Genomic DNA, 23,018 nt, shown 5'->3' on the forward strand with positions numbered 1-23,018 from the left:
GCTGATTTGGGCAGAGAGGTTGGCTGCCTTGAACGGTGCTAGCCCAGGTCGGCAGGGGCGGGGTGGTTCAGACCGATAGCTCGCCCTGAAAGGCGCTGCTGGCGGGGGCAGAGAGCGGTTCGATGCAGGCGGGTGAGTCGTGCTGGGGGCTGTTGACCACTGTCGAAACCGGGTGACGAGCCATGGTGTCAGCATCGTGGGGCCGCAGCATGGCCTGAAGATTGTGGGGTTGGGAATAGTCGGGGTCTACCCAGGCCGCGTAGTCTTCCGGGTATAAAATGACCGGCATGCGGTTGTGAATCGGCTCCATTAGAGAATTGGGCTCGGTGGTTAAGATGGTACAAGTTTGCAATTCGCCGCCGCCAATGGGGTCGCTCCAGTGCTCCCAGAGGCCGGCAAAGGCGAAGGGCCGGTGATCCGTCAGAAAAATGTAGTGGGGTCGCTTGGGCTGGCGCTTGCCCTTGGCGGTACTTTGTCCCTGGGGCTGCTGCCACTCATAAAAGCCATCGGCCAGCACCAGGCACCGCCGCCGCTTAAACGCCGCCCGAAAGGAGGGCTTTTCTGCCACGGTTTCGGCCCGAGCATTGATCAGCCGACTGCCGATCGCCGGATCTTTAGCCCAGCTCGGAACCAGGCCCCACTGCAAAATAGTCACCTGGGGCTCTGGCTGCTCTGGGGTGGCCAGCAGGGTGGCTACGGGCTGGGTTGGGGCTATATTGTAGCGGGGCGCAAGGGGGGGAACAGTCTTGAGGTGAAAGGCCGCCGCCAGGTCTTCCCCCGTTTGAATCAGGCTAAACCGTCCACACATCGGCTTTTCTCTCCACAGCCCCTGACTATCCCTTTACCATCAAAGTGTAGCAACCACACCCAAAACCCACCTGGGAGTTCACCTTGAGAAACCAGCTAGAGCAACCACTAAGGGGCACCGTGGCCCTGGTCACCGGAGCAACTCGGGGCCTGGGAAAAGGAATAGCCATTGGCCTGGGGGAAGCCGGGGCCACCGTTTACCTGACGGGGCGCACCACAGCGGCCACGGCGGAGGGGGTGGGGTCGCTGGAGGAAACTGCGGCGGCGGTCACCGAGGCGGGGGGAGTGGCCCTGCCGGTGCCGGTTGACCACGGCGACGACGCCCAGGTGCAGGCCCTATTTGAGCGCATTGACAGCGAGCAGGCCGGGCGGCTGGATCTGCTGGTCAACAACGCCTACGCCGGGGTATCAGCCCTCAAAGCGGCCTACGGTAAACCCTTTTGGGAGTCAGAGCCCGACTTTTGGGACGCCTGCAACAGCGTGGGGCTGCGCAGCCACTACGTCGCCAGTGTCTACGGCGCACGCCTGATGGTGCCCCGGCGGCGGGGGCTAATCTGCACGCTGTCGTCCTGGGGCGGGCTGTCGTACATTTTTGGAGTGCCCTATGGCGTGGGCAAGGCCGCCTGCGATCGCATGGCCGCCGACATGGCCGTGGAGCTGAAAAAACACCGGGTCACCTCGCTGTCGATCTGGCCGGGCATTGTCGGTACCGAACTGATGACTCAGTTTGCCGCCGAGATGGGCCTGGGCGGCACCGCCGGAGGCAGCGCCGCCGACTCCATCCAGGCCCAGTACAACTGGGAGACGCCCCTGCTGACCGGCCGCGCGATCGCTGCCCTGGCGGCCGATCCTGAGGTTTTGCGCCGCAGCGGGCAGGTGCAGATTGTGGCCGAACTGGCCCGCGAGTACGGGGTGGTAGACGCCGACGGGCAGCGGCCCGCATCGCTGCGATCGCTGCGGTTTGTGCTGCCTGCGGCGGTGCCGGGGCTGCAACCCTACGCCGACTGGGTACCCGATCTGGAGCTGCCCTGGCCGTTTTTGCTGCTGGGCCCCCTGGGCTCCCCCAAGGCTTGATCGGCGGACTGCTGGGACGGGGTTCAAACGGGGTGACCGGCCTGGAGCAACTCCACCAGCGCCTGAACCAGCGCGGCGGGCTGCACCGGCTTGGGGATGTGCCGCTGAAACCCGGCGGTCAGGGCCTGCTCCTGATCGGTCTCGCGGGCGTAGGCGGTGAGGGCGATCGCCGGTACCTGGCCGCCCTGGTCTGGGGGTAGCGCCCGAATCTGCCGCATCAGCATGTAGCCGTCCACCTCGGGCATGCCAACATCGCTGATCAGCACCTGGGGCGGCGACTGCTTGAGAGCCGCCAAAGCGGCATCGGCGGAGGCGGCCGAGACCACAGTAGCTCCGGCCTGCTCCAGCAGGAAGACGATGAAATTGCGGGTGTCGGCTTCGTCGTCGACCACCAAAAGGCGGGTGCCGCTCAGGTTGAGTCCGCATTCAGGGGGGCCGGGGCCGGGGTCGGCATCGGGCTGGCGAGCCAGAGTCGGCAGGGTGACGGTAAAGGTCGCCCCCTGGCCTTCGCCGGGGCTGTCGGCGCAAATGGTGCCGCCGTGCAGTTCGACCAGGTGCCGCACGATCGCAAGCCCCAGGCCCAGCCCGCCAAACTGCCGGGTGGTGGCGCTGTCGGCCTGGCGAAAGTAGTCAAACATGAGGGGCAAAAAATCTTGCGCAATGCCCTTGCCGGTGTCAGAGACGGTGATCACAGCCTGGTTGTCGTCAGCCCTGGCCAACCCCACCGTCACCTGTCCGCCGGTCGGGGTAAACTTCACTGCGTTGGACAGCAGATTCCACACCACCTGCTGGAGGCGCGTGGAATCCCCTGAAACCAGGCCAGAAGAGTTATCCAGGTGAACGTCAAGGGCGATTGACTTGGCCTCCGCCGCCAGCCGCACGGTTTCGACAGCGGCGCGAATGGTGGCCGCCAGGTTGACCGCAGTGGCGTTGATCTCAAGCTTGCCCCGCAGCATCCGCGACACGTCGAGCAGGTCGTCGATCAGCTCGGTTTGCAGTCTGGCGTTGCGCTCGATCACTGCCAGGGCCTGCCTGGTTTTGGCGTCGCTCAGGGTGCCGGTTTGCAGCAGGGTAGCCCAGCCCAAAATTGGGTTCAGCGGCGACCTGAGTTCGTGGGAGACCACCGCCAAAAACTCATCTTTGGTGCGGCTGGCGGCTTCAGCGGCGGCGCGAGCGGCCCGTTCCTGGCGCAGGAGCTGGCTGCGCTGCTGTTCGAGCTGTTTTTGGTCTTCGATATCGGTGGCGGTGCCAAACCACTTGAGCACCCGTCCCTCAGGGTCTTTCATGGGTACCGCCTGGTGCAGGTGCCAGCGGTAGACCCCATCGGCCCGGCGCATGCGGCCCTCGGCCTGGTAGTTGGTGCCCTGCTGCTGGGCGATCGCCCAGTTCTGGGCCAGGGTAGGCACATCCTCGGGGTACACCACCGTCTGCCAACCCTCAGCTTGGACCTGCTCAAGGCTGAGCCCGGTGAAGCTCAGCCAGCGCTGGTTGGTGTCGACAATCATTCCCTCGGGGTTGGCCGTCCACACCAGCTGGGGAATCGACTCGACCAGGTAGCGGTAGCGCTCCTCGCTCTGGCTGAGGGCGATTTCAGCCTGCTTGCGATCGCTGAGGTCGGTGATTAGCGCCACAAACCCTTCTACCCGGCCCTGGTCACTGAATCGGGGCACGTAGGTGGCGGTCAGGTAGCGAATGCGGCCGTTTTGAAACTCGACGGAGCGCTCAAAGGTTACCTGCTGCCCGGCCAGCACCTGCTCCACGTAGGGGCGAACCCGTTCGTAAGCCTCCTGTCCCATCACCTCCCAGAGGGGTTTGCCGTAGATTTCGGCGGCGGACTGGCCAAACCAGTTTTCGTAGCCCTGGTTGTTGAAGCGGTAGCGCTGCTCGGCATCGACAAAGGCAATCAGGGCGGGCACGGCGTTGGTCACCAGCCGCAGTTCGGTTTCGCGCTGCCGCAGGGTTTCTTCAGCCTGCTTGCGATTGTGAATATCAAAACACGATCCGATGTAGCCCAAAAAGCTACCGTCGGATGAAAAGCGAGGTTCGCCCACATCAAAAACCCAGCGATACTCACCGCTGGCGTGGCGGAGCCGGTACTCCATTTGAAATGGGGTGCGGGCGTTAAAAGCATGGGTGTAGATGCCCAGGCAGAATTCAGCATCATCGGGGTGGATGCCTTCGGTCCAGCCCAGGCCAGTCTCCTGCTCCAGGGTTCGGCCCGTAAAGGCCAGCCACGACTGGTTGAAGTAAATACAGCGCTGGTCAGGTTCTGCCAGCCAGACCATCATGGGGGCTGCATCGGTCATTTGCCGAAAGCGAGTCTCACTCTCGCGCAGGTTAGACTCAGTGCGCTTGAGGTCCGTGATGTCAATGGCAGCGGCATAAATTAGCTGCTCGGTTGGGTAGGGCTGAGCGTTCCAGAGAAACCAGCGGTAGGAACCGTCTTTGTGGCGGTAGCGATTTTCAAAGGAGAGGAGGTCCTGGCTGACTCGAAACAGGTTGGCATCTTGTTTCAGGGTCCTGTCAAGGTCGTCGGGGTGGATAAATTCAACCCAGGGACGGGCGGTCATCTCCTCAGGAGTCCAACCCAGCAGTCGCTCCAGGGTGGGGCTGACCCACTTGAAGTAGCCGTCGCTGCCGCTGATCACCTGTAGGTCTGAACCCACTGCCAAAAACCGCTCCCGCTCGCGCTCCGCTCTGCGGCGATCGGTAATATCAGTAAACAAAATCGCAAACCTGCGATTCTGAGGGTCTTTGAGCGCAAAGGCGCTGACGCTAAACCAGCGGCCCAGGGGCACCGAGGCATGCTCAAACCGGCAGGGTTCGCCAGTTGCCAGCATGCGACTATAGGTCTCAACCCAGATGTCTTCCAGGTCGGGGACCAGTTCTTTCGCTGTTTTGCCTGCCATCTGCGGTATGCCGCTGAGGATTTCAAAGGCCGGGTTGATTTCCAAAAAGCGGTAGTCAATCGGTGCACCGCTGGCATCGAACAGCATTTCGCAGATACCAAAGCCCTCTTCCATCGCCTCGAACAGGGTGCGATAGCGCTCCTCGCTGCGCTGTAGCACGGCCTTGGCCTCCTGCCGCATCTGGGCCAGCTTCAGGGTGGCCTCCACCCGCGCCAGCAGTTCGCGGGCCGAAAACGGTTTGGTCAAGTAGTCGTCGGCTCCCGCCGCCAGGCCTTCCAGCCGCGCCGCCTCCCCGGCCCGCGCCGACAGCAAAATAATCGGCAGTTCCTGGGTTTGGGGGTCGGCCCGCAGCTGACGCAGCAGCTCAAACCCGTCCAGTTCCGGCATCATCACGTCGCTGAGTACCAGGTCCGGGGGCTGCCGTCGAATCGCTGCCAGCGCCGCCTGACCGTGCCGCACGGTTTCGACCTGGTACTGCGGGCCCAGTAGCCGCGAGACGTAGTCGAGCATGTCGCCGTTGTCGTCGGCCAGCAGCAGGCGGGGTAGGGCGAGGGCGGTTGGGGCCGGGGCGGGCGGGTTGGGAGCCGGGAGCCAGGTGATCGCTTCCTCCAGGTAGGGGGTGGGGCCGATCGCGGTGGAGGCCTGGGTGCGGGGAGTGCCGATGCGATCGCCGGGCAGGTGAGCCAACCCCAGGGGCAGCGTAACCGCAAACCGGGTGCCCTGCCCCACCGCGCTGGTGACCTCCATGTGGCCGCCGTGCAGGGTGACCAACTCCTGTACCAAAGACAGGCCTATCCCCGAGCCTTCGTGGGTGCGGCCCCTGGCCCCCGGCACCCGATGAAATCGCTCAAAGATGTGGGGCAGTTCCTGGGCGGGAATGCCGATGCCGGTGTCGCTCACCTCCAGCCGAACCTGGTTCTGCTCAGTTGTGGGGCGCAGGGCCACCTCGATCGCGCCCTCAAAGGTGAACTTAAACGCATTGGAGAGCAGGTTGAGGACAATTTTTTCCCACATCTCCCGATCGACGTAGACGGGTTCGGGCAGGGGCGGGCAGTCGACCCCCAGCCGCAGTCCGGCCTGCTCGATCGCGGCGCGGAACACCCCGGCCAGGTCGGTGGTCAGCCGGGACAGGTCGGTGGGTTCGTAGACAGCCTCAATCCGCCCCGCCTCCAGGCGAGAAAAATCCAGCAGGGTGTTGACCAGCTTTTGCAACCGCAGGGCGTTGCGCTGCACCATCGCCAGGCGATCGCGCTGGTCGGGGTCCTGGGTGTGCTGTAGGGCGTCTTCCACCGGCCCCAACATCAGGGCCAGGGGGGTGCGAAACTCGTGGCTGACGTTGGAGAAAAAGACCGTCTTGGCGCGATCGATCTCGGCCAGTTGCTCCGCCCGTCGCCGCTCCTCCTCGTAGGCGCGGGCATTGGCGATCGACAGGGCCAACTGGGCCGCGATCTGCTTGAAGAAATCGCGGTAGTTGTCATCTAGTCGACGGCGAGGACTGGCCACCGCCACCAGTACCGCCGCCGCCTGGGCTTGCCCCGGCACCACCACCGGCAGCACCATCGCCTGCTGGGGGGGCTCGGGCCAGGGGCTACCGGGCAGATCCCCAAAGCGATCGGGCAGATCCTCCAAGGTTTGCGGCTGGGCAGACTGGGTGACGGCGGCGATCGGCCAGCCGCCGGGGGCATCCCCAGCGTTGAGGCTGACCTGGGCCGGAGCCTGGTTTGCCGCGACCGCCTCCGCTGGCGGACAGAGAGAGGCCACTCCCTCTGCATTTACCCCGTAGAGTAGCGCCAGGGGAACGTCAGCCCGACCTGAACCCAGAATCTCGGTGGTCAGCGCGCAGGCTTCTTCCAGGGTTTTGGCCCGGGCGGTTTTGGAGGCCAGTTCCCGCAGCAGCTGGGCGCGGCGATCGCTCAGCACCCGGTAGGTGGTCTCGCTCACCACATTGAGAATCCCTTCCACCCGGCCACTTTCCCCCTGAATAGGGTTGAAGGTGTAGTCGAAGAAACACTCTTCGGTGTAGCCGTACCGATGCATGGCCAGCAGCTCGTCGCTGTGGAAAATGCCCTCCCCGGTGGCCAGGACATGGGCAAACTCCGGCCCAATCTCAGCCCAAATTTCGGGCCAGACCTCCTGGGCGGGCCGCCCCACCGACCAGGGGTGCTTGTCGCCCACGATTGGTCGCCAGGCATCGTTGTAGAGCAGCAGGCCCTCTGGCCCCCAGTAGATGGCCATGGGAAAGCGGGAGTGCAGGCAAATGCTCAACGCCGATCGCAGGCTCTGGGGCCACTGCTCAGGCGGGCCAAAGGGCGTTTTTGACCAATCGTAGGTGCGCAGCAGCGCCCCCATTTCACCGCCCCCGGCAAACAACTGGTCAGTCGCCTGCTGCCTCATCTACTGTGCTCCTCCCCCTGCTGTAATCCACCCGCTTACCGTTGACATGACGTCTTCCTAGGTTTTGAGGTTTTTCCCAGCTAAAGGGCAGCCCCAGCCGCTGCCCTGTCCTTTGTTCCTTAACCTAGGGTCGCTACTGGCATAGCCCGATTGGATTGACCCGATTGGCCCGCTTGAATTGAATTAAAACTATCGCCTCGTCTGGTCGTCCATAACCCTGGGACCTGGGTTGCAGGGGGCCGTTCAGCAATATGGGGCAATGGGACGTCCGAACTTCATCGGTTTTAATCCTCAAATGCCCGATCGCAAAAGCTGACCCAATCCCGCTCTTCTCGCCCCTGGCAAACGGAAGTGGTAATTATACTCACCAATTCTTATGGCAATTGCAGAAACGGGAATCTGCCCAGGGAGAGATAATTAAACCGCCGACCCGCCGTAGCCTGAGCACTTTTTGGGGAGACTTAGCAGCTTCCAAACGTTGACCTGGCACGGGTTGCCCCGACGGGATCTATAATCCCGACAATTACCCATCCCGACCATCACCCGACCAGCAGTAGTGCAGGCACAGCAGGAGCAGGCCCGTGGCGCAGTCTCAGTCTCAGGAAACGTCGTCGCTGCGGCAGCTGCAGCGGGTGCTGGGCAGTCTGTGGCGCTACCCCTGGCTGACCCTGGGGGCACTGGTCAGCGCGCTGCTGCTGGTGGCGGCCTACGCGGTGACGCCGCAGCTGTTTCGCTGGGCGATTGACGATGGCATTGCCCAAAACAACCTGACCGTGGTGCTCCAGAGCGGCGTGGGGCTGCTGATTGCGGCCCTGGCCCGGGGGCTGTTCAACTTTGGCCAGAGCTTCTGCGCCGAGGCCATGTCCCAGAGCGTGGTCTACGACCTGCGCAACCGCATTTTTAGCAAAATACAAATCCTCAGCTTTAGCTACCACGACCAGGCCCAGACCTCGCAGTTGCTCACCCGCGTCACCAGCGATACTGAGCAGGTGCGCACGTTTCTCAGCACCAGCCTGGTGCAGGTGATTAGCGGCGTGGTTACTCTGGCGGCGATCGCGGTCATTCTGCTGGTGATGAACTGGCGGCTGGCGCTGATCAGCCTGCTGGTGGTGCCCCTAGCGGGGTGGCTGATGGCGCGATTCTTCAGCCGCAACAACCTGCTGTTTCGCCAGGTGCAGGAGCAGCTCAGCGACCTGAACGCCGTTTTGCAGGAGAACTTGATTGGGGTGCGGGTGGTCAAGGCCTTTGTGCGGGAGGAGGTGGAGCGCGATCGCTACACCCAGCTCAACCGTGGCCTGGTGGCCGCCAACATGAAGACCATCCTGGCAATTCGCAACACCTTTCCCTTTATCTTTCTGGTCAGCAACCTGGTGATCGTGGCGGTGGTGGGGTACGGCGGCGTGGCGGTGATCGACGGTCAGTTTTCGGTGGGGCAGCTGGTGGCGTTTAACACCTACCTGCTGCTGATTTTGCAGCCGATTTTGCTGATTGGCTTTGCCGCCCCGGCGATCGCCCAGGCGGCCTCCTCGGCGGAGCGGGTCTACGAGGTGCTCGACGCCCCCGTTGAGATCCGCGATCGCCCCAGCGCCGTGCCCTTCACCACCTGCGGCGGCCGCGTCACCTTTGAAAACGTCTCCTTTCGCTACCCTGGGGCCACCACGCCCGCCCTGTGCGATATCTCCTTTGAGACCAAACCCAACGAGCTGATCGCCATTCTGGGCATGACCGGCTCGGGCAAAAGCACCGTCACCAACCTGATCCCCCGCTTTTACGATGTCACCGCCGGGTCCATCCGCATCGATGGCCGCGACGTGCGCGACTTTACCCTGGAAAGCCTGCGATCGCGCATCAGCACCGTATTTCAGGAGACCACCCTGTTCTCCGGCACCATTTTCTCCAACATCACCTACGCCAAATCCGAGGCCAGTCTGGACCAGGTGGTGGAGGCGGCCAAAGCGGCTCAGATCCACGACTTTGTGATGGGCTTGCCGGAGGGCTACGACACCGTGGTCGGCGAGCGCGGCGTGGGCCTGTCCGGGGGGCAAAAGCAGCGGATTGCGATCGCCCGCACCCTGCTCACCGACTACAACATTTTGATTCTCGACGACAGCACCTCCGCTGTCGATGCCCAAACCGCCGCCCAAATTCAGGCCGCCCTGGATGACCTGATGCGCCGCCGCACCTGCACCGCCTTTGTGGTCGCCCAGCGGATCAGTACCGTCCGCACCGCCGATCGCATTTTGCTGATGGACAGGGGTCGCCTGGTGGCCCAGGGCACCCACGAACAGCTGATGGCCACCAGCCCCCTCTACGGCGTCATTCTGGAGTCTCAGGTGGGCTCGTCCCCCGCCCTAGGCCAGGGGCTGAAGACCAGAACCTGAAACCATTTCTAAACGCTGCTCGCGATCGATCTGTGCATCAACCTAAGCAAATGAACCCCTGAGCAGACGGTTGCTGCGGCCTCACAGCCAGAAGAGTCTTACCATTTTTTATGAAACTCATCTTGATCGACAGGCCAAAAATCCAGGCAGTCTTTTGCGTCTATTTTACTGGCTATCTTGGGATGAACAGTGCATTTAATATAGGGATTTTTGTTGAAGAAGCGGCACTTTGAGCAAGGCGTTGAATAGCGAAAATTAGGCATACTACCTAAGCCATTTCTAGCTTTTTCGGACTTCTGGAGACGCCTGATCATGAGAAAAGCTAGCGCAAAGGCCGATAAACCCAGGGCCGTGAATAGTCCGCCGGGGCCACTGTCTGGGGTGGGCGACTGAACCTGTGTTTCTGCGGTGCCTCGGACAGGGACCTGAACCAGAAGGTTCTCGTGAGAGCTTTGATTGTCAAAATATCCTGTCAAATGAGCGGAATAGGAAAACGTCTGTTGGGCTTTCATGGGGCTTGCTTAGTTCATCAAAACTGGGTTCTAACGGCTAAATCTACGTCTGGAGAAAGGGATTGGTTAGCCCAGCCTGGGTCGCTTACTCCACCCGATTGCGATCTCCCCGATTGCGATTTTGTCGCTGACACTTCAGTGCGGCCTGTCAATACTCCTTAGTCATAGCGTGGAGCAATGGGGCTACCGATGAGTCCCCTCTTGGGGACAGATTAGGCTGCAATCCTCTCTTCCCTTTGCAGGAGATGAGGCGTAGCAAAGGTCCTCCCATAGCGTTGGCCAGTTCGCTTGGGACAGTATTGATTGTCAATTGCTAGATTGGGACTGCAATCTGGCGTATAGTCGTCGCCAGTCACCGATGAAACCGTCCTAACCTTCAGGGCGTCGGCGATAGCTTTAAGTGTCGTACTAACCTTAACGAGGCCAGAAATTAAGGTCAGCCGTGCACTGGCACAGTTGCCCCTGGAGGCCGATGTGGAGTAGAAGTCGAATTGATTAGGTTGTGATCAATCCATACAGGCCAAGGGGCAACATTCCCGCCCTGGGCAGCAGCTGTGCGGTATGACTTTTTGCAGTAGGTAGTAGGGATTGATTATGAAATATCGACAGCTTGGCGACAGCGACCTGACCGTTTCAGAAATTGCCCTGGGCTCCTGGCTCACCTATGGCGGCGGGGTCGAGCGGCAGCAGGCCGAAGCCTGCGTCCACACGGCGCTCGATGTTGGCATCAACTTCATCGACACCGCCAATGTCTACGGGCGCGGTGCCGCCGAGTCGTTCCTGGGGGAGGTGCTGCGGGACATCGATCGCAGCTCCTACGTGCTGGCCACCAAGGTGTTTTTTCCCATGTCGCCGGAGGACCAGGGCCTATCGGCGGCGCAGATCCATAAGCAGATCGACGCCTCCCTCCAGCGCCTGAATACCGACTACGTGGACCTCTACCAGTGCCACCGCTACGACAGCAACACCCCCTTGGAGGAAACCATGGCGGCCCTCACCGACGTGGTGCAGCAGGGCAAGGTGCGCTACATCGGCTTCAGCGAGTGGAGCCCGACCCAGATTCGAGCGGCGCTTGAGCTGCCCAATGTGGCCAAGTTTGTCTCCAGCCAGCCCCAGTATTCCATGCTGTGGCGGCAGCCCGAGGCCGAGGTGTTTCCCCTCTGCGCCGACCACGGCATTGGCCAGATCGTCTGGTCGCCCCTGGCCCAGGGGGTGCTGACCGGCAAGTACAAGCCCGGGGCCGCGCCCCCCGCCGACTCCCGTGCCGCCAACGACAAAATGAACGGCTTTATGCAGGACATCAGGAGCGATCGCGTGCTCAGCGCCGTCCAAAATCTGCAGCCTTTGGCCGACCAGCTCAACATTTCGATGGCGCAGCTGGCCCTGGCCTGGATCTTGCGCGACCCCAGGGTGAGCGCCGCGATCGTGGGGGCCAGTCGCCCCGACCAGGTGGCCGACAATGCCGCCGCTTCGGGCATCCCCCTCGACGATGCCATGCTGCGCGAAATCGACATGGTGCTGGGGCCAGCCCAACACCAGATGGCGGCCCGGTAATCGGGTGCGAACCTGTATTGGCGGAGCCTGTACCGCCCACGGCTGAGCGTTTTGGGAGTAGAGCAATGTTCAACAGCTGGATGATCATTGGCGGCGTCACCTTTTTGGTGGCCCTGGGGGGCAGCCTGATTCGGCCCCGCGATGTCTCCTGGGGGCTGCGGCTCGATCGCCCCCGCTGGCTGTTCTTTGAACCCGCCATTCCCGTCATCTGGACGGTGATTTTTGCCTGTGGCGCCATCTCGGCCACCCTGGTCTGGCAGGCCGAACCCGGTAGCCCCAAAACCTGGCTGCTAATGGGCTTCTACCTGCTGGTGGAGCTGATCACCGTGGCCTACATTCCCCTTACCCTGCGGCTCAGAAGCCTCAAGGTGGGCACCGTGCTGGGCGGCATTGGGGTACTTTTGGGCTTTGTGCTGGCGCTGACAGTGCTGCCCAGCTCGGGACTGGCGACGCTGCTGCTGGTGCCCTACGCCATCTGGAGCCCCATTGGCACCTACACCACCGGACAAATGATCGAGCTAAACCCCGATGCAGGCTAGTAGTCTGCCAAGCCAAAGATGACAGGTTGGTGGGGCTCACGGTGCACGGTGTACGGTTCACGGCAGTCCTTAAACCGTACACCGTGTACCCTGCACCGTTAGACGGTTGGAGCCTGTCACAATCAGGTTGGTCAAGTACTAGTATCTGCGGCAGAAATCAGTCAATTGTTCCTGACACCTGACACCTGATACCTGACACCCCCAGCAAGGGTTGCTCTATTTCTGCAGTCTAAATGAGGCGTTGTTGAATGGAGGCATGACTGCTTGTAAGGGCACTCGGTCGTTTGCTCCTACAAGAGGCGTTGGAATATGGCTGCATGGTCCCCCTACGGGACGCGCGGGGCGGTCGTCTGGGCAGGGGCAACCTGGTCAACCAGACGCTCCAGGGCATCGGCCTGGCGTTGCAGCTGTTCGGTTTGTTTGTGCATTTCGTCAATTTGCCGCGTCTGCGACAGCGCCCGACTGGTGTCGGGGGTAAACACCTCGCACCCCGTCAACAACAGACAGAACAACAGCCCTAGGGTAAATAAAATCCGCATGCCGATATCGTTTTGATTTATTCCCAGGATGCGGCAGCCTGGCCCAGCTGAAACCTATCTTTGGGTCAGACCTGGAACGCGATCGCCCCTCCCACAGCGGGGAAGATTAATATGCCCTCCCTGAGAGATCGCCTCTAAAGCCCTATCCCTGACTTCAGTAACAAGTGACCTTCACCTCAGCAATCGCAGGCCGTTCAGCGTCACCAGCAGGGTCGATCCTTCATGGCCAATAACCCCAGCGGGTAAGGTGAGTTCGCCCAGAAAATTGGCCACCATTAGCAGGGCAACAGAGGTCAGGGCCAGGGCGATGTTTTGGCGAATAATGCGCTGGGATTTTTGCCCAATCACAATCGCCTGCTCCAGCTGGTCGAGGCGATCGCCCATCAACACAATGTCCGCCGTTTCCAGCGCCACATCTGTGCCAGCGCCCCCCATGGCAATACCCACCGACGCCTGGGCCAGGGCCGGGGCGTCGTTGATGCCATCGCCGACCATGGCTACCGTGTGGTACTGCTGCTGCAGGCGCTTAACCACGTCTACTTTATCTTCGGGCAGGAGGTTGGCGTAGACCTCACTCACCCCCACCCCCAGGGCAATGGTCTCAGCGGTGGCGGCGTTGTCACCGGTCAGCATCACCGTGGTCGGAATGCCCCTTTGCCTGAGGTTCTGCAAAAGCTGAGCCGCCTGGGGGCGAACCCGATCCGCCACCGCCAGGAGCCCGAGGATTTGGTCCTGCCGCCGTACCCAAATGACGCTTTTGCCTTCGCCCTCCAGCCGTTGGCTGGCCTGGAGCAGGACGGGATCTACAGGGGTAGCCAGGCCAGCACTAACGTAAGCCAGCTTGCCCACCTGCACGGGCACACCCTCGACCTGGCCGTGGATACCCTGGCCCGCCTCAGCCTGCACCGAGGAGACAGGCTGGGTGAGAATGCCCCGCTGGTGAGCGGTGGCCACAATCGCTTCGGCGGCGGGGTGTTCTGAGTAGGCTTCTACGGAGGCCGCCACTTGCAGCACCTGCTCAGCCTCAACGGTGGGGGCCGGGACCAGGTCGCTGACGGTGAGCACCCCGGTGGTGAGGGTGCCGGTTTTGTCGAAGGCGATCGCCCGCACCCGCCCGATGGTTTCCAACTGAGCCCCATCCTTGAACAGAATCCCCTGCCGTGCCCCTCGGGCGATGCCCGACAGCAGGGTGGGCATAATCGAAGCCATCAGGGCGCAGGGCGAGGCCACCACCAGAAAAATCAGCGCCCGATAAATCGTGGTTTCCCAGGTCCACCCCAGCAGGAGCGGCGGCAGCAGGGCCAGCAACAGCCCCGCCCCCACAATGAGGCGGGCATAGCCCCGCTCAAACTGTTCTAAAAATTGTTGGGAGGGGGGCTGGCTGGTCTTGGCCTGCTCCACCAAGCGAATCACGCGCTGAATCAGGCTGCTGGCTGGGGGTTTGTGCAATGCCACGGTGAGCGCGCCATGGCCATTGATGGTGCCCGCAAAGACCTCGTCGCCCACCCCCTTTTCCACCGGAATCGACTCGCCCGTGATTGGAGCCTGGTTGACGGTGCTACTGCCCCCCTGCACCAGGCCATCGGTGGGGATCAGGTCGCCGGGCTTGATCAAAATGCGATCGCCCACCCCCAACGTTTCCGTAGCGACGAGCCGCTCCTGGCCCCCAACCAGCTTACGAGCTGTGTCCGGGGCCAACTGCATCAAGCTGCGAATATTGCGCTCGGTGCGGTGCAGGGCGATCGTCTCCAAGGCTCCACTGACCGCAAAAATCAAAATCAGCACCGCCCCATCCACCAGCAGGTAGTACTGCCGCTGCCACAGCCCCAGCGCCGCCGCCCCCAGCGCCGCCACGATCATCAACAAATCCACATCCAGCTCCCGCTCCTGCCAGAGGGTGGTCAACCCCTCCTTGGCGCTGGCATAGCCACCGATGACGTAGCCCGTGAGCAACAGCCCCACCCCAAGACCCACTTGCCCCCCCTGCAACCCCAGCCACCCCACCAGCGCCAGCAGCGCACAGGCCCCCGCCGCCACCGCATCAGGGTAGGTGTGCATCCAGATTCGCAGGCCCTTGGGCATTGTGCCCGGAAAAGTCGAAGTCATCGGGGTCAAGCCCTACGTCAGAACCTCTACAGGGTAAAGGTTGACATTGATGTTAGGGTCAAGGGGTATTGGGTGGATGGGTGGATGGGTAGGTGGGTAGGTGGGTAGGTGGGTAGGTGGGTAGGTGGGTAGGTGGGTAGGCGGGTAGGTGGGTAGGTGGGTGGATGGGTGGATGGGTGGATGGGTGGATGGGTAGGTGGGTAGGCGGGTAGGTGGGTAGGTGGGTTGGCAGGTTAGGGGGAGTGTTCAGAAAATCACGCTTGACAGGGCTGAACCCTTGATTTTTCGTTCTCGAAACAGGGATTTACACAAAATTCTGATCCCTCCCGGTTAGGTTTTTCTATTTCACTGATTTTGGCTCCGTCCACTCATCCACTCCTCCACTCCTCCACTCCTCCACTCTCCCACTCATCCACTCCTCCACCCTCCCACTCCCCCATGCTCACCATCAAACAACTTACCCAAACCGTTGGCCATGGCATTACGCCCCGGATGGTGCGGCACTACCATCAGATTGGGCTGTTGCCTCAGCCGGTGCGATCGCAGGGCAACTATCGTCTGTATGACCAGCCTGATGTCGAGCGGTTGCGGCGGATTGTGGCGCTGAAGCAGCAGGGGTTTCAGCTGGCCCACATTAAGCAAATGCTGGAGGTGGATTCGCCTTCCCTGCAAACGGAGCCCCTGCTGGAGCAGTTGCAAGGCGAATACCAGGGGGTGCTGCGGCAGTTGATTCGCCTGCGGCAGACGGCAATGGCGCTGGAGGGGATCCTGGGACGCGATCGCGCCTGTCAAGACATGCAGGCCGAGGCTCTGGCCCAGTTGCGCCTGCTGGAGGTGGAAACCCAGACCGCCCAAGCCCTGACCGAGTCGCTGTGGCAGCACTTAGATGCCGCTGCGGCGGATCACCCCGAGGACTTTCAGCAGGCCCTGCGGCGACTCTTGCCCGACCTATCCCAACGACCAGAAATTGAGGTAGACGTGTTGTCGCACCTAGTTTTGGCCTGTGGGGATGTGGGGTTGGCGGCCTTTGTGCGGTTTAGCCAGGATGCGATCAAGGCGGCGCGGGAAGCCCTGGCGACCGGGTGCACGGTGGTGGGAGATGTGCCAGCGGTGGTCGCCAGCCTGGATCAGGCGCGCCTGACCCATTTGGGCTGCCAGTGGCGGACGCTGATTGACAATCCCCATCTGGACAGTGCCGCCGACGCGGAGCGACAGTTCTGGCAGGATGACCACTGGCCCCAGTGGTTTCAGGCCTGGGGAGAGGGCAGCATTTGGGTGGTAGGCTATGCCCCCTCGGTGCTAATGCGGCTGTGCGATGCGATCGCCCACCAATCCCTGCGTCCGGCCCTGGTAATTGGCTTGCCCATCGGCTTTAGCCATGCCCCTGCTGCCAAGCGCCGGCTGATGCAGCTCGATGTCCCCTACATCACCACGGAGGGATCCCTTGGCGGCGGTTTACTGGCGGCGGTGGTCCTAAATCGACTGGCAGCTTCCCTAATCGAGAAGCCCGATTGTCACTGTTATTTGAAAGGATAAGAGCGGGGGGGAGTCGGGTATTGGGTTTTAGGCGCTACTTCAAGCCGTTATCTTGCTCGAAACGCAATGGCATCGTTCCGCCAAGCCGCCGAATACCGCTATTTCAACCTTAACCGCCTGTAGATAGGGAGGCGTAGTGTGCGCTTGTCAGCATCCATGGGCGGTGGATGGTGAAGGTATCGTCATGATTTGGATGAAATGCCTGAACTTTTCCCCGATCGGTATGGGCAAGCTAAGAAGACTTAAAAAACTTAGCTTTCATAGTGATGGGGTGTGTGGCTAGCACGGCGTCTGAATAGCTGGGTTATAGCCACAGACCGGCGGAACGATGGAGAAACTGGCATGGCGAGATTTGTTTTAACCCCCAGCAATAGCTATGCCACTGCCCTGGACTGGTCAACGCGGCCTGGCTACCAAATTGTGACCCCATCGCGGCTGGCGGCTAGGGCCTTGGCCAAACCCCATGAGCCTCTGCATCGATTGGCGATCAAAGCCCTGGAGCCTGGGGGCAAGAAGATTGCTCCGGACCTGACCGCCCAACGGCTGTTTCGCCAGGTGGTGCAAGACATTGTGCAGCCGGTGGATGGGCTGGGTACCGCTAGAGCCTGGTTGCCGGGGGTGCGATCGCTCCTCCAAAGTAGCCCCAATCTCTCGACAGTAACCGCCGCCTCTGAGCGCACCGCCCAGCTTTTCGCCGTAGCCAGAGCCTACCAAACCGCCCTGGATGAACAAGGGTTGATCGACGGAGCATACCTCCACTGGCGGGCTGCCGAGGGCCAGGTGAACCCCCAGCCGGTACTCGTCTACGGCTACTTTCAGCCCCGCCCCGATGAATTGGCCTGGATCAACGCTCTGGCCGCTGAGGAAAGTGTGCTGTTTTTGCCGATCGCCGATTCACCGCTGTTTGCCGACAGCCAGGCATCCGTGGATTGGCTAGTAGCCCAAGGTTGGCAGGTCATTGGGGAGCCCAGATCCCTGGGTTCTAGCGAGGGGACCAGAACCCAGGGTTCTAGCAGGGATCAGGCTGCAACCACTAACTCTAGGCAGAACCCTGGGTTCTTTCCAGCTGAGCAGAACCCTGGGATCTTTGCGATCGGGGAATCACTCAGCCAAGTTTTTTGTGGAGACAGATCCCAGGGTTCTAGCGGGGGTGAGGACATAGCCGTTAAGTCTGAACAGAACCCTGGGATCGCTTCACCGGGCCAGACCCCTGCGATCGCCTACGCCTACAGCACTTTAGACGCCGAGGTGCGGGGCACGCTCGCCCAAGTCAAAGCTCTGCTCAACGACGGCATCCTGGCCCGAGACATCGCCATTGTCGCCAGGGACGAAGTCGCCTATGGCCCCAAGCTGATCGACATCGCTTGGGAGTACGGCGTACCCCTGCGGGCGCTCTACCAAACCCCGCTGCTGAGCACCCGTCTGGGAACCTGGCTAAACCTGCTAGTGGACGTGCTCGATGCCAAATTTCCCTTCGAGGGCACAGCGCGGCTCCTCAGCCACGCCCTGGCCAGCAACCCTGATCGCGATTTTTGGGCCACCGCCCGCCGCCAGCATCCCCAGGGCTTTGCCGCCTGGAAAACCCTGGCTCAAGAGCACCTCGACTTGGATCTCGACCTCCTGGCCCAGATCAACCAGGCCCGCCGCCGCGATACCTGGGTAGACCTGTGGCAACGCATTTTGGGTCGATTTGACCTGCGCCGCCGCTGCGCCCGCTGGGCCAGGGAGAGCCTGGCCTTCAACACCTTCCGCAGTGCTTTGGGGGAACTGGCCGAACCTGAAGAGGAAATTCTCAGCTGGGGTGACTTTCGCCAGGAGCTGCGGGACTTACTGGATAGCTTGACTGTCCCCGCCCAGCCGGGTCGCGGTGGAGTCGAGCTGCACAGCCCTCGGTCGGTAGTCGGGGCAAGGTATGCCCATATATTCGTCATTGGCATGGCCGAGGGCGTGCTGCCCGCCCCCATTGGCAATGACCCGCTGCTGGATTTCTTTGAGCGGCAGCAGCTCCGCCCCCAGGGGGTGATGCTGCCCAGCGCCGCCGAAATGGCGCGGCGAGAGGCGCTGAATGTCTACTTTTTGCTGCAAACGGTGACCACCGCCGTGGTCTTTTCCTATCCTCAGTTGGAGGGGCGCAAAGAACTCTTGCCCAGCCCTTACCTGGCACAATTGGGGCTAAAACCCAGTGAACCGCCAATGGGGGCGATGGTCTCCGACCGGCCCTTGGCCATCGCCAGTCCCGAAGAGCATCGCCGCACTGTTCTGCGCCACACATCCCTAATCCCAGATGCCGAAGACCCGGTGCTCCTGGCCGCCCGCCACGCCTATGAAATCGAGCAGGGCCGCGAAAGCAGCAATGCCGCCAACGAGTACGACGGCGTCATCGGCATTCCCTTCGACTATAGCGACTGGCCCTTTAGCGTGTCGCAGTTGCGGAACCTGGGCCAGTGCCCGTTCAAGTGGTTTGCCCAAAAGCTGCTGAAGCTTGGCCCCCCAGAGGAAATCAACGACGACCTGGACCCCAGCCAGATTGGCCAGCTCTACCACCGGGTGCTGGAACTGGTGCTGGCCGAGTGGAAGGAAGCTTCAGAGCAAGCGTTGAGCGATCCAGACTTCTTTTCGGATACCCTCAACGCCGCCTTTGCCCAGGCCGAGCGCGATATTCTCCCCCCCAACCTACCCGCCTGGACCCTGCGCCGAGAAGAACACCTGCGGGTTCTGGCCCTGGCCCTGCAAGACCCCAGCTTTTTGCCCACCGGGGCAGAGCCAGTTTTGCTAGAAGGCGATTTTGAGGGGGAATGGCACGGCATGAAAGTACGGGGCCGCATCGACCGGATCGATCGCACCGACGTAGGGCTGGTGCTGATCGACTACAAAACCGGCAAGAGCCGCCCCACCGGCATCAAAGACCAAACCGGCAAAGCCTGCATTGACCTCCAGCTCCCGCTCTACCGGGAGGCCGCTGGCCCAGCCCGGTTTGATGAACCCGTTGCCGATGCCTACTACTACTCCATTCGCGGCAGAGCAAAAATCGCGCTCTCGTCGAAGGCACCCCAGCACGAATTGCCCGAGGCTATTGAGCGCTGCAAAGCCCATTTAGAAGCTGGCCACTATCCGGTGCAGCCCGACACCGAGCGCAAAGCCTGCGCCTACTGCGATTTTGATGCCCTGTGTCGCCAGGGCGACCGCCTCAGCCGTAAGGAGATGACCCATGGGACTGACTGAACAGCAAGAACGCGCCGCCTACAGTCCTAAGAGTGTGGCGGTCACGGCAGGGGCAGGCACCGGCAAAACCCACATGCTCTCCGAGCGCTATCGGTACTTTTTGCAGCAGGGATTTTCGCCTCTACAAATTGTGGCGGTTACCTTTACTGAGAAAGCGGCGGCAGAACTGCGATCGCGCATCCGCTCCACTATCGCAGCATCCATGGGCGATCGCCCCGACCTGCTGGCCGAGCTAGAAGCCGCCCAAATCAGCACCTTCCACGCCCTGGCCGCCCGCATCTGCCGCGAGCATTCCAACATCGCCAACGTGCCCCCCGACTTTGCCGTGCAGGATGAGCTGGAAAGCCCCATCTGGCAGGCCGATGTCTTTGCCGATGCCCTGGCGCAACTGCCCAGTCACTTCTACCTGGGCATTCCCTACTCGCTGATGCGGGACGTGTTGCAGGCGTTACTGGCTGATCCGCTCACCGCCGAGCAAGCGCTGGAGAAATGTCGCGATAATTGGTTGCCGCAGGTAGAACAGATACGAAACCAGGAATTAGACAGATTTCTGTCAAACCCGGACTGGCTGAGCAGCAAGCACACCCTGCAAGCCTACGCCGCCCCCGGCGACAGACTGGAGGAGCATCGGTTGGCAGCACTGGAGGCGATCGCCCTCTTTGAAAAACGCGATGCTGCCCAGGCATTGGACATGCTCGACAGCTTGAAAATCAACGTCGGTAGCCCAAGGAACTGGGGCGGCAAAGAGGCTATGGCGGCGGTGAAAGATGCCATCAAAACCCTAAGGACATTGGCCCAAGAAGCGATCAAAACCGGATTGATCACCCTGGAACCCAACGCCTACGACGACCAGACCGATGCCCTGCTGCCCAACCTGCGCGGAGCCTTTGCCTGGGTGCGCGACTTTCTGCAAAAAGCCAAGTACCAGCAGCGGGTTTTGGACTTCAACGACCTGGAAGTTCACGCCCTGCAAGCCCTGGCCGACCCGGCGGTGCAGCACTATTACGCCCAGCGCTGGCAGGTCTTCCTGATCGACGAATTTCAAGACACCAACCCCATCCAGGGGCAGCTGCTAAAAACGCTCACCGCCAACGCTACCCTCACCATCGTCGGCGATGTCAAACAGTCTATCTACAGCTTTCGGCGGGCAGATGTGCGGGTGTTTGAGGCATGGCAGAGCCGCATTCACCCCAACAATGACCCCGTCGAACTCAGCCTCAGCTTCCGCACCCACCAGGCCCTGATCGCCCAAATTAACCAGGTATTTGCCCCCGTGCTGGCCGACCTCTACCAGCCCCTGGCCGCCCACCGCCAGGAAATCCTGGAGCCCACCCCACAGATCCAGCTTTTCACCGTGACGGTGGATGAGGAACACCAGAAAGACAAGGCCATCGACACCAATGCCGATGCCTGCCGCCGAGTGGAAGCGCAGAAGATTGCCGACCTGGTGGAGGAAATGCTGTCGGCCAAATTGCCAGTCCACGACAAAGCCAGCGGCCAGTTGCGGCAGATTCAACCCAAAGACATCGCCATTTTGTCGCGCACCTGGGGGCCGCTGGAGCTGTACGGGAAGGCGATCGCCGCTCGCGACATCCCCATCTTGCAGGCCGGGGGCGGCAACCTGCTCGCCACCCGCGAAGCCAAGGATGCCGGGGCGCTGCTGCGGTTTTTGGCTGACCCGACGGATAGTTTGGCCCTGGCGGCGGTGCTGCGCAGTCCTTTCTTTGCGGTGAGCGATCGCACCCTCTACACTTTTGCCCAAACCCTACCCGAGAAAACCGGCTGGTGGAAGCACCTCCGCACCAGCACCGACTTCGACCTGAGCCGCGCCAGAGGAACCCTGGGCGAGTTGCTGATTGCCCGCCGCACTGAAGCGCCCACCCGGTTGCTGCAACTGGGCGATCGCCTGACGGGTTACACCGCCGTCATCGCCAACCTTCCCGGTGCCGATCGCCGCCTGGCCGACTGGCAGGGCTTTGGGGAACTGGTGCGATCGCTGGAAGCAGGCAGCTTCGACGTGCTGGCCGTTGTCCGTCGCCTCCAGCGGTTGCAGGCCGCCGGGGTGGAGGTGCCCCGCCCCGCCCTGGCTGGGGGCAATGCCGTCAGCCTGATGACGATCCACGGTTCCAAGGGGCTGGAGTGGCCGGTGGTGATCGTGCCCGATCTGGCCCGCCAATCCCCCGCCGACTCGCCCCTGGTGCGCTTCGACCCGGATCTGGGGGTGGCCCTCAAGCTGGAGGATGAGGAGGGCGATCGGCAAAAGTCGGCCCTCTACATTCTGCTGGAGCAGCGCAAAAAAGCCGCCGACAGCGAGGAAAGCAAGCGGGTGCTCTATGTGGCCCTGACTCGGGCTCGCGATCGCCTTATCCTCACCGCTGCCAAACCCTCCGGCGGCGGCCTGGACGTGTTGCAGCCTGGGCTAGACGGTCTCATTACCCCAGCACCTATACCCTTTGCGCCCCACCTGGCTCAGCCCGTGGCCCCGGTGGCCCCCAACCTGCCGCCCCTGCCCGAGCAGATCATGCTCTACCCCGCCAGGGCAGGCTTTGCCGAACTCCCCGTCACCGCCCTCAGCGACTACGCCCTCTGCCCCCTGCGGTTTAAGTTTCGCCATGTGGATGGCCACCCCGGCTACACCAGTGGCAACGGCACCGCCAACCCGGGGATGGAGTTGGGCAAACTCACCCACAAAGCCCTGGAACTGGGCCTTGACCAGGCCGAAACCCTAGCTACCTATGCCCCCCACCTGCCGCTCACGGCAGTGGCAGAAGCCCTCACCCTGGCCCAGGTGTTCCGCCAATCGCCAGTCTACGAAGCCCATCGAGCCAGCGCGACCCACTGGGAACACTCCGTTTCCCTCACCGTGGGCGGCCTCATCCTCAACGGCATGGTGGATTTGGTAGGCGAAGACTTTGTGCTCGATTTCAAGACTGACCAGGCCATGCACCCAGAGCACCACCAGTTTCAACTCTGGGCCTACAGCCGCGCCACGGGCAAGCCCAACGCCCACCTGGCCTACCTACGCCACGATCGCCTGTATTCCTTTGATGACGCTAACCTACAAATCGTTAACCAGCAAGCTAATGCCCTGGTAGAACGCCTAATGAGCGCCGATTTTGCTCCCAAAGCCACCCACCACGCCTGCGGAATTTGCCCCTATGAGAAAATTTGTGGTGATGCAATGACGATCGGTGTGGAATAAATGTTGTACTGACTGACCAATTCAGCGCTAGTCTTTTGGCCTCGAATCGCTATCACAGTCCAGTCCATAGGTCGCTTCATGCTCGCCTACACTCGTTATCCCGATTCATACAACGGTAACAATTCTTACTTGTAACCAGGGCGTGATTGGGCTAAGTTTCTGAGCTAAGGCTGTGTGCGTGCAGTCTGAGCTTCCCAAAATTTGGTCAAGCGCCACTGGGTGGTCAGTGTTCTAGCAACAGTC

General features: G+C 61.7%; 12 protein-coding genes. 7 read left to right on the forward strand and 5 right to left on the reverse strand.

Annotated features, from left to right (window positions below):
* Window positions 1–67: 67 nt before the first annotated feature.
* Window positions 68–808 (reverse strand): SOS response-associated peptidase, encoded by a 741-nt coding sequence (locus NF78_RS03270; protein ID WP_035984860.1) that lies wholly within the window; start codon window positions 806–808, stop codon window positions 68–70.
* Window positions 809–891: 83 nt separating this feature from the next.
* Between NF78_RS03270 and NF78_RS03275 the strand changes: the two genes are divergently transcribed.
* Window positions 892–1,881 (forward strand): SDR family NAD(P)-dependent oxidoreductase, encoded by a 990-nt coding sequence (locus tag NF78_RS03275; protein WP_035984861.1) that lies wholly within the window; start codon window positions 892–894, stop codon window positions 1,879–1,881.
* 23 nt (window positions 1,882–1,904) lie between these two features.
* Here the strand turns inward: NF78_RS03275 and NF78_RS03280 are convergent, their stop codons facing one another.
* On the reverse strand, window positions 1,905–7,184 hold the full coding sequence (locus NF78_RS03280; protein ID WP_035984862.1) for a PAS domain S-box protein: 5,280 nt from the start codon (window positions 7,182–7,184) through the stop codon (window positions 1,905–1,907).
* 581 nt (window positions 7,185–7,765) lie between these two features.
* On the opposite strand from NF78_RS03280, the gene NF78_RS03285 reads away from it, so the two are divergent.
* Window positions 7,766–9,565, forward strand: a complete 1,800-nt coding sequence (locus NF78_RS03285) for an ABC transporter ATP-binding protein (protein WP_035984863.1) — start codon at window positions 7,766–7,768, stop codon at window positions 9,563–9,565.
* Between the two features lie 98 nt (window positions 9,566–9,663).
* Here the strand turns inward: NF78_RS03285 and NF78_RS30775 are convergent, their stop codons facing one another.
* Complete coding sequence (locus tag NF78_RS30775; RefSeq protein WP_156119628.1) at window positions 9,664–10,077, reverse strand: hypothetical protein; 414 nt, start codon at window positions 10,075–10,077, stop codon at window positions 9,664–9,666.
* Between the two features lie 594 nt (window positions 10,078–10,671).
* Between NF78_RS30775 and NF78_RS03290 the strand changes: the two genes are divergently transcribed.
* The gene (locus NF78_RS03290) at window positions 10,672–11,631 is read left to right on the forward strand and encodes an aldo/keto reductase family protein (RefSeq protein WP_035984864.1); all 960 of its coding nucleotides are present in this window, start codon (window positions 10,672–10,674) and stop codon (window positions 11,629–11,631) included.
* 65 nt (window positions 11,632–11,696) lie between these two features.
* A complete protein-coding gene (locus tag NF78_RS03295) occupies window positions 11,697–12,170 on the forward strand; it encodes a TspO/MBR family protein (protein ID WP_035984865.1) in 474 nt (157 codons plus the stop codon).
* Window positions 12,171–12,496: 326 nt separating this feature from the next.
* On the opposite strand, the gene NF78_RS03300 is transcribed toward NF78_RS03295, so the two are convergent.
* Window positions 12,497–12,709, reverse strand: a complete 213-nt coding sequence (locus NF78_RS03300) for a hypothetical protein (protein ID WP_035984866.1) — start codon at window positions 12,707–12,709, stop codon at window positions 12,497–12,499.
* Between the two features lie 171 nt (window positions 12,710–12,880).
* Entirely contained in the window at window positions 12,881–14,815 is a 1,935-nt protein-coding gene (locus NF78_RS03305; protein ID WP_225885214.1) for a heavy metal translocating P-type ATPase, read from the reverse strand.
* A gap of 438 nt (window positions 14,816–15,253) precedes the next feature.
* On the opposite strand from NF78_RS03305, the gene NF78_RS03310 reads away from it, so the two are divergent.
* The 3 genes from NF78_RS03310 (at window position 15,254) to NF78_RS03320 (ending at window position 22,775) form a co-directional block, all read left to right on the forward strand.
* The gene (locus NF78_RS03310; RefSeq protein ID WP_035984869.1) at window positions 15,254–16,351 is read left to right on the forward strand and encodes a precorrin-8X methylmutase; all 1,098 of its coding nucleotides are present in this window, start codon (window positions 15,254–15,256) and stop codon (window positions 16,349–16,351) included.
* A 342-nt stretch (window positions 16,352–16,693) separates the two neighbouring features.
* Window positions 16,694–19,573, forward strand: coding sequence for a PD-(D/E)XK nuclease family protein (locus NF78_RS03315; RefSeq protein ID WP_052049710.1), 2,880 nt, complete (start codon window positions 16,694–16,696; stop codon window positions 19,571–19,573).
* Window positions 19,560–22,775, forward strand: a complete 3,216-nt coding sequence (locus tag NF78_RS03320; protein ID WP_035984870.1) for a UvrD-helicase domain-containing protein — start codon at window positions 19,560–19,562, stop codon at window positions 22,773–22,775. Before NF78_RS03315 ends, NF78_RS03320 begins: the two co-directional genes overlap by 14 nt.
* Window positions 22,776–23,018: the final 243 nt, after the last annotated feature.

It is taken from the genome of Leptolyngbya sp. KIOST-1 (assembly GCF_000763385.1).
Taxonomy (GTDB): Bacteria; Cyanobacteriota; Cyanobacteriia; order Phormidesmidales; family Phormidesmidaceae; genus Nodosilinea.